Below are 10281 nucleotides of genomic sequence, written 5' to 3'. Positions count from 1 at the left end.
TCGCGTCACCCTGGTGGCCACCGGTCTCGGCGGTCGCGAGGCAAAGAAGCAGCCGAACCTGCATGTGGTACACCGCACCGGCACCGACGATATGCCGGCCGCGATGGACTACGAGCAATACGACCAACCCGCCGTGTTCCGCAACGGCCGCCGCGCCGCTGCCCTTGGCGCCGCAGTCGAATCGCCACGCGGTACGGTGTTTGCCGGCGGTGATATGGATATCCCGGCTTTCCTGCGCAAGCAGGCGGACTAGGTGCGGCGGTGAAAAGTGAAAGGTGAAACGTGACTGGTGGCTGCAGCGATTGCAGTCATCCCACGTTTCACAAGCCTTGCGAAGCAAGGCATCACCTTTCACGTTTCACATTACACCGATAGCCAAGTTCAATCAGGATCGATTTTGCGATATGGCAAAATCGAGGGATTCGCTCCCTTTGGAATTGGGGGCAGTTCAGGTCGGCAGGGGCGCAGGTTGCCCGGCCGGCGCACCGCCGACCCCGTTTGAACGAGAAGCAGCTCATGATCTACCAGCGTACTGTTGCCAGCCCCATCAAAGCCGTCGGTGTCGGCCTGCATTCCGGTGATAAGGTCGAACTGACCCTGACGCCGGCTCCGGCCGACCATGGCATCGTGTTCCGCCGGGTGGATCTGCCCGGTCAACCGGGTTTCCGCGTCGGACCCGATCTGGTCAACGACACGCGGCTGTCCTCCACCCTGGTGAAGGACGATGTGCGGGTCGGTACCATCGAGCATCTGATGTCGGCCTTTGCCGGGCTTGGCATCGACAATGTGCTGGTGGATGTCAGTGCCCAGGAAATGCCGATCATGGACGGCAGCGCCGCGCCGTTTCTTTACCTGATCCAGCAAGCTGGCGTGGTGGAGCAAAAGCCGGCCAAAAAACGCTATGTGCGCGTCAAGCGCATGGTGGAGGCGGTGGAAGGCGATAAATGGGTGCGCTTGAGCCCGCATGAGGGTTACAAGGTCAAACTCGGCATCGAGTTCAATCACCCGGCTTTCAAGAAGGCGGCGCAGACGGTGGAGCTGGACTTTGCCGAGACTTCCTATATCAAGGAAGTGGCGCGCGCCCGCACCTTCGGCTTCATGCATGAAGTCGAATATATGCGCACCAATAATCTAGGTCGTGGCGGCAGCATGGAAAACGCCATCGTCCTCGACGAATACCGGGTATTGAACCAGGGCGGCTTGCGCTTCGAAGATGAATTCGTCCGCCACAAGATACTCGACGCCATTGGCGACCTGTATATCCTCGGCTACCCCTTGATTGCTGCGTTTGAAGGCTTCAAATCGGGGCATGCCATGAACAACAAGCTGCTGCGCGCCCTGCTGGCCGACAGCGAGGCGTGGGAATTCGTCAGTTTCGATCGCGCCGAACAGGCGCCGGCAGCCTTTCACCGCTATCGCGCTGCGGCCATCTGACCGCAACAAGCATGCACCTGTGCCGGTTCGGCAATTCAAAGCTATAAATAACAGCGTCCGCGCTGCTTGACTGGCGCGATTGAAGAAACGCTGCGAATCCGCAGCGTAGTGCGATGGCAGCCAGGTGAGGTCCGGCCTGTTTCGAGCCTGCTATCGTGACCAATCCAGATCTGCAAGGCGGTATTGCATAGCCGGGAAGCGGTGCCATGCACTCAGATGGTGTTGGAGACGACAATCCTGCCCTGTTCCAGCGGCTGATCGAGCAGACGCAGTGCGGGGTATGGATGCTCGATACCCGAGGTCATACCCGCTTTATGAATGCCCGCATGGCGCAGCTGCTCGGGCTTGGTCAAAGCCGGATGAACGGGCGGGTGGCGGCTGACTTTGTAGATCCGCAGAGCCTGCACGTGCTGGATGACTGCCTGGCCCGCAGTGGCAATGGCACCGCAGTAACCGAAGAAATGCAGTTGCGTCGCTGTGACGGCGTGAGTTTCTGGGCCGAAGCTTCCATATCGCCCGTCCAGGATGATGCTGGCCATAGCCTCGGAAGCGCCTGGTTTGTCAGCGATATCAGCTGGCGCAAGGCCGCCGAAATCGAGGTGATCCGCAGCGAGCGCACCTTCCGCGAGCTGTTCGAGCGTAGCCAGGCCATCAAGCTGATGATCGATCCACATAGCGGCGAGATCGTCGCCGCCAATGCCTCCGCCCGCCATTTCTATGGCTACAGCAAGGAAGAATTCGACCAGCTCAATATCAAGCAGATCAATGTGCTTGATGAAGCAGCGATCCGGCAGGAGATGGCGCGGGCCCAGCTGGAACAGCGCAACTACTTTGTGTTCAGGCACCGCCTCAAGGATGGCGAGGTACGCGAGGTGGAGGTGCATTCCAACCCGGTATCGGTGGCGGGCCGCGCCTTGCTGTATTCCATCATTCACGATATCGACCGCCAGCGTCGGGCCGAAAAGGAATTACGCCGCATCCAGTTTCTGGTCGAACAGGCGCATCTGGCCATCGCCCTGGTCGATGCCGGCGGGCGCATCCGCTATGCCAATGCCGGCACCGCGCGCCTGTTGGGTCGCTTGCGTGCCGATATCCTCGGCCGCCCCTTGAAGGACTTCTGCCCGCAACTGGCCGTGGCTGACTGGCAGGCACAGTGGCGCCGCCTCGATATCGCCATCGACCGTACCTTCCGCACCGAGGTACTCGGTGCCGAGGGGCAGACCATCGCTATCGAGGTACAGGTCAGCCAGATGCAATTCGATGGCGAAACCTTTCTGGTCGCTTATGCGCACGATATTGGCGAGCAATTGCGTGCCGAGGGCCTGTTGAACCTGCAGCACAAGGTGCTGGAGGAGCAGGCCGCCGGTTTTCCGCTCGATCAGGTCTTGCTTGGCATGGTGAAAATGCTTGAACAGCTGGTGCCGGAGGCGCGCTGCTCGATTTTGCTGCTGCAGGGCGATCGCCTGTTCCATTGCATTGCACCGAGCTTGCCGCGCGCATTCATACAGGCGGTCGACGGCTTGACCATCGGCCCGGAGGTCGGCTGTTGCGGCTCGGCTGCGTTTCTCAACCGTTCGGTCGAAGTGGACGATATCGCCACCGACGCGCGTTGGCAGGACTATCAGGCGCTGGCGCTGGCTCATGGCCTGCGCGCTTGCTGGTCTACGCCGATCCGTGCCAGCGATGGTCGGGTATTGGGCACCTTTGCCCTGTATTTCGGCGAAGCTCGCGCCCCAGATGCCTTTCACCGCAAGGTGGTGGATACCTGCACCCATCTGGCCGGCATCGCCATGGAGCATCGCGAAGCAGAAGCGCGCGTACACAGCCTGGCGTTTTACGACCCGCTGACCAGCCTGCCCAACCGCGCCCTGCTGGCCGACCGGGTCGAGCTGGCCTTGCTGGCAGCCCAACGCGATGGTACGCCCTTGGCGCTGATGTTTCTCGATCTGGACCGCTTCAAGACCATCAACGATACCCTGGGCCACGCGGTGGGCGATCGCCTGCTGCAGGTGGTGGCCAATAGACTGGGTGCTGCGGTACGCGAATCAGATACGGTGTGCCGCCTGGGTGGCGATGAGTTCGTGCTGCTGCTGCCCGCCTGCGATGCGGAGGGCGCGGCGGCAGTGGCCGAAAAGCTGATCGCCGCAGCCGCACAACCGGTCGAGATGGAGGCGGTCACGCTCAATGGCTCGGCCAGCCTGGGCATTGCCTTGTCCCCCTGCGATGGCCTCGATTACACCACCTTGCTCAAGCATGCCGATACCGCCATGTACCGGGCCAAGGAGCGAGGCCGCAATGCCTTCTGCTTTTACCGGCACGATATGAATGAACACGCGGCCGAGCGTCTGGAGCTGGAATCCGCCCTGCGCCAGGCACTGCAGACCGGTGAATTGCTGCTGCACTACCAGCCGCAGCTGACCGTGGAGAAAGGCCTGCTGTATGGACTGGAAGCGCTGGTGCGCTGGCAGCATCCGCAATGGGGCATGATTTCGCCAGCCCGGTTCATTCCGGTGGCAGAAGAATCAGGCCTGATCGATGCGGTGGGCAACTGGGTACTGAACGAGGCATGCCGGCAGATGGCCGCCTGGCAGGCTGCCGGCCTCGTGCTGCCACGGGTGGCGGTGAATCTGTCGATGCGGCAGTTCCGCCATGGCGATGTGCCAGCCCTGGTGCGTGCGGCTCTGAATCAGCATGGCCTCGGGCCGGAGCGCCTGACCCTGGAAATCACCGAAAGCCTGATGATGGAGCGGGCCGACGACACTATCGCCGCCCTGGGCGAACTCGATGGCATGGGGGTGGCACTGGCGGTCGATGACTTCGGCACCGGTTACTCCAGCCTCGGTTATCTGAAGCGCTTTCCGGTCAGCGAGCTCAAGCTGGACCAGAGTTTTGTGCGCGATCTGAGCGACGACCATGAAGACCGCGCCCTCGCCAGTGCGGTGGTGCGGATTGGCCAGAGCCTGCGCCTGACCGTGGTGGCCGAAGGGGTGGAAACCGTCGATCAGCTGGAATTTTTGCGCGCCGAGGGTTGCGAGGTGGCGCAGGGCTATCTGTTCGCCCGGCCGATGGCCGCCGCGCAGCTGGAGCAATGGCTGGCACAACGGGCGCGCTGAACCAGCCACCAAGCCTCGATCAGGCCATTGAATGCAGGCCGAACATATTGCCGTCGGGGTCGACGCCCAATGCGATATGCCCATACTGCCCTATTGCGGTTTTTTCTTGCTGCAGCTTGCCGCCAGCTGCACCGATGCGAGCCGCCTCGATGGCGCAGTCCTGGCAGCTGAAATACACCATCACGCTATTGCCGCCGGAGGGCACGCCGTCCATGCGGATCAGCGCGCCTGATGCACCGAATTGCGCGTTATCCATCGGGAAGGCCAGCATTTCCATGCCAGGCATATCCAGCGGACTGAGGGTGACAGCGAGAACCGCTTCATAAAAAGCACGGGCACGTGCCATGTCCTGCACATAGATTTCGAACCAGCCTACCGGGTTTGCCATGATGCACTCCTGCGCATGGGTGAGGGGAAATCACATCATAGGTGGGCCGGGGTGCCGATCAAGCGCGCCGCCAGGCCGCTTTCGCGGCGCGGATTGCGTTCCAGGGCGGTAGCCAGGGTGCTGGCCGAACCCCAGAGCCACACCTGTTTTCTGGCGCGGGTCAGGGCGGTGTAGATCAGGTTGCGATTGAGCACCGCCGCATCGTCATCGGGCAACAGCAGCCATATCGCATCGAATTCCGAGCCTTGTGCCTGATGCACGGTCAGGGCAAAAGCCGTGTCGTGAGCCGGCAGGCGGCCGGGTGCCAGTGCGCGCCAGCCAGTGCCGGATGGGAAAAACACGCGCAGGCCTTCGGCAGTGGCGAGTGTCAGGCCGATATCGCCATTGGCCAGCCCCAGTGCCGGGGCATTGCTGCGGATGATTACCGGGCGGCCGGCATACCAGGGCGCATGGCGCGCATCGTGGCGCTGAGCATCGCGCCATAGCTGCTGTTCGATCAGCCGGTTGATCGCATCGACGCCACACGGTCCTTCACGCAGTGCGCACAGCAGGCGCAGCCGATTGAAGTGCTGCCAGGCCTCGTCCGGCTGGCTGGCTGACACGGCCTGCCGGTAGCCAGGCAGTGCCGTCGCTAACTGCGCCAACAGTTCGGCTTGCCACTGCGCCATCCGGCCGGCCTGCCAGCGCAGGCCGTCTGGCGCGGCTTTCAGCAGATTCAGCGCCGCTGCCACCTCGCCGCGCAGGCTCAGTCCGGCCAATTCACCGATGGCGCCGCCAAAGCGGTGGCTGACGGTGAGCCGGGCGATACCGGCCGCCAAAGGCGAGGCCGGCCCGCTATCGGCAAGACTGACCAGTTCGCTGAAGATGCTGCCCGCCTGCACCGAGGCGAGCTGATGCGGGTCGCCCAGCAAAATCAGCTGCGCCCGCGCCGGCAGTGCCGCCAGCAGGCTGGTGAACAGGGCCTGGTCGATCATCGACGCTTCGTCCACCACCACGAGGTCCAGCGCCAACGGGTTGTCCGGGCCATGGCGCGGCGTGGCGCTATCGGGGCGGAAGCCGAGCAGGCGGTGCAAAGTGGTGGCGCTATCGGGCAAGGCGGCCTGCGTGGCAAGGTCCAGCCCCAGGCGCGCCTTGGCGCCTTCGAGCGCTTCCACCATGCGCGCCGCCGCCTTGCCGGTAGGCGCTGCCAGCTGGATACGCAAGCCGGGGCTAAGGCTGGCTTGAGCGGCCAGCAACTTGGCTACGGTAGTAGTCTTGCCGGTGCCGGGGCCGCCGGCGATCACCGCGATGCGATGGCCCAGGGCAATGGCGGCAGCCTGTCGCTGGCTCTGGTCGGCCGCGCCATCGCCAAACCACGGCGCCAAGGCGGCATGGATGGTTGCCTCATCGTGCTTGCTGGAGCCGGCACGCGCCAGCAGGGCGGCGGCCAGCGCTACCTCATCGGCCCATAGCCGGCCCAGGTAAAGCCGATCGCCATCGCGTATCAGCGGCGCAAAACCACCCGCGCGGGCAATAAATGGGCACGGGTCCAGCGCATCCAGCCAGTCGGCCAGCTCGGGCAAGGTCTCGCCCTGCCAGTTTGTGCCAGCCTCTTGCGCCAGATTGATACACACATGGCCCTCACTGGCACGCTGCGCGCACAGGCTGGCGGCGGCATGGGCGCTGGCAGGCGCCGTCGGGAAACGCTGGTGTAGCCAGTCGCATAATTCGACCGTGAGCGCAGAAAGCGGGCTGTAGTTCATGCAGGGCTTTGTAGTGAGGTGGTTACAGCGGGCGCGACGGAGCAGGCCCATTCGAGCCCGGCGGGCAAGGGGGCCGCACAATACTCCAGATGCACCACCCGTCGATGGCCGGGCTGGCGCGCCTTGCTGGAGGCATGCAGCAGCAAGGGCCGCATGGCGAGCAGCTCGCCAGCCTGCATGGTCAGTAGCGTCTCCTGGCCGGCCGCTACTGCTGCGCCGACGTCGGCTTCGGCTATCAGACCGGCAAGGTGCGAGCCGGCAATCACGCGCAGGCAGCCGTTGTCGGCATTCGTCGCATCGATATGCAGGCGCAGGGTGACCATCGCCTGCAAGATGGCAGGCGGTGGTTGCACATGCCATTGCCCTTCCTTGCGCGACCAAGGGCCCCAGCCGGGTAGATCGAGCCGGCGATCGACCACGATGGTACGGTCCTGATGCCAGCTCACCAGCCAGTTGCGGCCGGCCTGCTTGTCGAACAGCAGCACGCGGGCCAGGCGCACTGGCGCGCCGGCACAGGCGGCGGCCAGCTCATGCATCTGGGCAGAGTTGGCCAGTTCCGCAACGGCCGGCACGGTGTCGAGCGCATCGCGAACGCCATGCCAGCGGCCGCCGTGTAGTGCGCTCAGCTGCTGCTCGAGCCGGTGCAGTAATTCCTGCGGCAGGCAGCTACCGAGTGAGACAAAGCCATCGCGGGCAAAGCATGCGCTCTGGTTGGCAGTCAATGGCATATCAGCCCCCACATAACAGCTGCTCCAGCGCTTCCAGCAGTGACAGCGGTGGTGTGTAGGCCCACACCCCCTGCAGCGGCACGGCAGGGTCGAGGCCGCGCAGGAATAGGTAGCTGGCGCCACCGAAGTGGTGCGCATGGTCGTAGTCGGGCCGGCGCCATTTCAGGTAGCGATGCAGGGCCACGCAGTAGATCAGTGCCTGCAGATAGTAGTGTTCGTTCGCCATGGCGGCTTCTACCGCAGTTGCCGTGTAATCGGCGGGCGATGTTCCGAGCTTGTTCGATTTGTAATCGAGCACCCAGTAGCGCCCGCCCAATTCGCAGCTCAGGTCGATAAAGCCTTTCAGATAGCCGCTGGCGACCTCGCTGCGCAGCTGGCGCGCTGCCTGGGCAAAGCTCGCTGGCAGGCCGTATTCGGGTCGCGACAGCAGGCCTTGCAGCTGCGGCCAGGCAAACGGGCGCAGGCTGAAGGTGAATTCCAGCTCCACCAGCTTCTTGCGCTTGCCCAAGCCGTGCAGGCGGTCGCCAAACGGGGTGATGGCGCTATGCAGGGTGGTATTCACCAGATTGGCGATGCCATCGGCCCAGGCGCTATCGAAGCCGTGCTTCTCCAGCATCTGCGTCGCATGGTCGCGCAGGGCGTCTTGATCCTCGCGGGCGAAGTCCCACTCCTCGAACACGCTGTGCAGCATCACCCCGGCATGGGCGCCGGCCGGGAAGGTGGCGATATCGCGGTAATACACCGGGGCTGGCGCCGACTCGGTGTCGGCCTCCGGCACAGTGTCGAGCACGGGTGCTGCGCCGGCGTCATGGTCGGGGCGCTCGTCATGCAGGCCGGCGGTGAGGCTGGAAAAGCTGCTCATCTGCCAGCGCCAGCGCAAGTGGCGGTTCAGGCGGGCCACTTGTGGAACCGGTGTCGGCGCGGCCATCACCGCGCTGCCGGTATCGGCCGGCAAGGTCAGCCAGCCCATGGTGCCGGCGTGTTGCTCCAGCAGGGCATTAAGCCGCGCCTGCCACTGGCTGGCATCGAGATCCTGCTGCTCACCACCGGCCAGCAACCAGCCCAGCGCCGAGGTGTCGGCGCCGCTGACTGCACCCCAGTGCAGCACCAGCTGCGATTCGGCGCGGGTCAGCGCTACATACAACAGGCGCAGGCGCTCCGACACCCGCTCGCGGCGTGCCTGTGCCAGCCGCATCGGCCGTTGCGGGCTGCCGAAGTCCAGCACCGCTGTGCCATCGGCATCATGGGCCAGCGCCAGGCTATCGTCCTCGCTGAGCTGGGCAGCGTCGTAGAGCGCCTCGTCGCGCTTGCCGTCCCACAGGAAGGGGCAGAACACGATCGGGTATTGCAGGCCTTTGGAGGCGTGGATGGTCACCAGTCGTACCCGTGCCGCATCGCTTTCCAGGCGCAGTAGTCGGGTGTCGGTTTCTTCGCTGCCACCGGCCAGCGCGCTGCGATACCAGTTGATCAGGGCATGCATGCCATGGCGCTGTCGCGCTTCCTGCTCCACCAGCTCGAACAGGTGCAAGAGATTGGCCAGCCGGCGCTCGCCATCCTGCCAGTCGGCCAGACGCTCGGCCACGCCGCTGTCGAGCAGCCAGCCCTCCAGCGCCGCCAGCAGGCCGCGTCGCTGCCAGAGCTGCTGCCAATGGCGATATTGCGCCAGCAGCGCATCCCAGGCGGCCTCATCGGCGGCCAGCGATTGCAATGCGGCGGCGTGCAAGCCACCCAAGTGACTGGCCAGTACGGCGCGTACCTGGCGATCGCCCGGTTCCAGCAGGGCCAGCAGCACCTGCAATAGCGCCTGCGCTTCTTCCGTGCCGAATACGCTGTCGCGGCCAATGCGCACGCTGGCGATGCCACGGTCGCGCAAGGCCGCCTGCACGGCGCTGATCTGGTGGTGCGAGGCGGCCAGCACCGCAATATCGCCGGCGCTGACCGGCCGCTCGCCCAGCAGGGCGCGGCCGCTGCTGCCCAGCGCCAGCAGGCGGGCAATCGCATCGGCCGATTGCGTGCAGGCTTCACGCAGGCCCTGCTCCTTGCTGCTGGCCGCCTCATCCAGCCAGGCCCAGCTTAGCGCCGGCTGCGCTGCGCCATCGATACGCAGGCTGGCCTTGTCATCCAGCGCATCCACTGGCGGATAGTCGAGCTGATCGAGCAGGAAGGGCGCCTTGGCCTGCGCAAACAATTGCGATACGCCGTCCACCAGCGGCGGCACCGAGCGGCGGTTGGTGGTCAGGGTATGGCGGGTGGCAGCACGCTGGCGCGCATCGAGATAGGCATACAGATCGGCACCGCGGAAGGAATAGATCGCCTGCTTGGGGTCGCCGACCAGAAAGATGCAGGCAGATTTGTCGCTTGCGCCCTTGTGCTGTGTGACGAAAATCCGCTCGAACACGCCGAATTGCAGTGGGTCGGTATCCTGGAATTCATCGATCAGGGCGGCGTGGTAGCGCGTGCCGAGCAGGCGCGCCAGTTCCTGAGCATGCGGGCCGCGCAGGGCGGCGGACAGCGCCAGCAGCAGATCATTGAAGCTGATCACCCCGCGCCGCGCCTTGTCGGCGCTGAGCCGCGCGTTGACCTGCTGCAGGGCCTGCGCCTTGGCGGCGGCCAATTGCTCGCGCCGCTGCCGCATCAGCCGGCTGCGTGCTTCCAGCAGGGTGTCGAGCAGGCTGAATAGCGCTGGCAAGGGATAGGGCTGCTTTTGTGCCTCGGCCAAGGCAGGCGCGCCGAGGCGGCGTAGCGACTTTTCGTCATCCTTGCCGGCCAAACCGGTTTGACGCGGGCCGCCCAGCCAGCGTTGCCAGCGCTCGATACTGCTTTCCCGCCTGCCGCTGCGCAGCACGCGGCCGTTGTAGCGGCCGCCCGCCACCGCC

At 64.6% G+C, this 10281-nt stretch carries 6 protein-coding genes and 1 pseudogene; 3 read left to right on the top strand and 4 right to left on the bottom strand.

Translation table 11 applies throughout. The features are described 5' to 3' along the window. The 3 genes and pseudogenes from ACE3OH_RS14030 to ACE3OH_RS14020 form a co-directional block, all read left to right on the top strand. Window positions 1–253 (top strand): annotated as a pseudogene (locus ACE3OH_RS14030) (cell division protein FtsZ); the annotation flags it as partial. Window positions 254–519: 266 nt separating this feature from the next. Further along, window positions 520–1434 (top strand): UDP-3-O-acyl-N-acetylglucosamine deacetylase, encoded by a 915-nt coding sequence (lpxC, locus tag ACE3OH_RS14025; RefSeq protein WP_374353950.1) that lies wholly within the window; start codon window positions 520–522, stop codon window positions 1432–1434. 206 nt (window positions 1435–1640) lie between these two features. Beyond that, window positions 1641–4547 (top strand): EAL domain-containing protein, encoded by a 2907-nt coding sequence (locus ACE3OH_RS14020; protein WP_374353947.1) that lies wholly within the window; start codon window positions 1641–1643, stop codon window positions 4545–4547. A 19-nt stretch (window positions 4548–4566) separates the two neighbouring features. On the opposite strand, the gene ACE3OH_RS14015 is transcribed toward ACE3OH_RS14020, so the two are convergent. From ACE3OH_RS14015 to ACE3OH_RS14000, 4 genes are all read right to left on the bottom strand, one after another. Further along, window positions 4567–4935, bottom strand: a complete 369-nt coding sequence (locus tag ACE3OH_RS14015) for a VOC family protein (protein ID WP_374353944.1) — start codon at window positions 4933–4935, stop codon at window positions 4567–4569. A 35-nt stretch (window positions 4936–4970) separates the two neighbouring features. Next, the gene (gene recD, locus ACE3OH_RS14010; protein WP_374353941.1) at window positions 4971–6677 is read right to left on the bottom strand and encodes an exodeoxyribonuclease V subunit alpha; all 1707 of its coding nucleotides are present in this window, start codon (window positions 6675–6677) and stop codon (window positions 4971–4973) included. After that, window positions 6674–7405, bottom strand: a complete 732-nt coding sequence (locus tag ACE3OH_RS14005) for a phytanoyl-CoA dioxygenase family protein (RefSeq protein ID WP_374353938.1) — start codon at window positions 7403–7405, stop codon at window positions 6674–6676. Before ACE3OH_RS14005 ends, recD begins: the two co-directional genes overlap by 4 nt. 1 nt (window position 7406) lies before the next feature. After that, window positions 7407–10281: UvrD-helicase domain-containing protein (locus ACE3OH_RS14000; RefSeq protein ID WP_374353935.1), on the bottom strand; the 2875-nt coding region annotated here is incomplete at its 5' end.

The organism is Chitinimonas sp. (genome assembly GCF_041904975.1).
In the GTDB taxonomy this organism is placed as follows: Bacteria; Pseudomonadota; Gammaproteobacteria; order Burkholderiales; family Chitinimonadaceae; genus Chitinimonas.
Note: the sequence above shows the minus strand (reverse complement) of the source record. Positions and strands in the feature narration are given on the sequence as shown.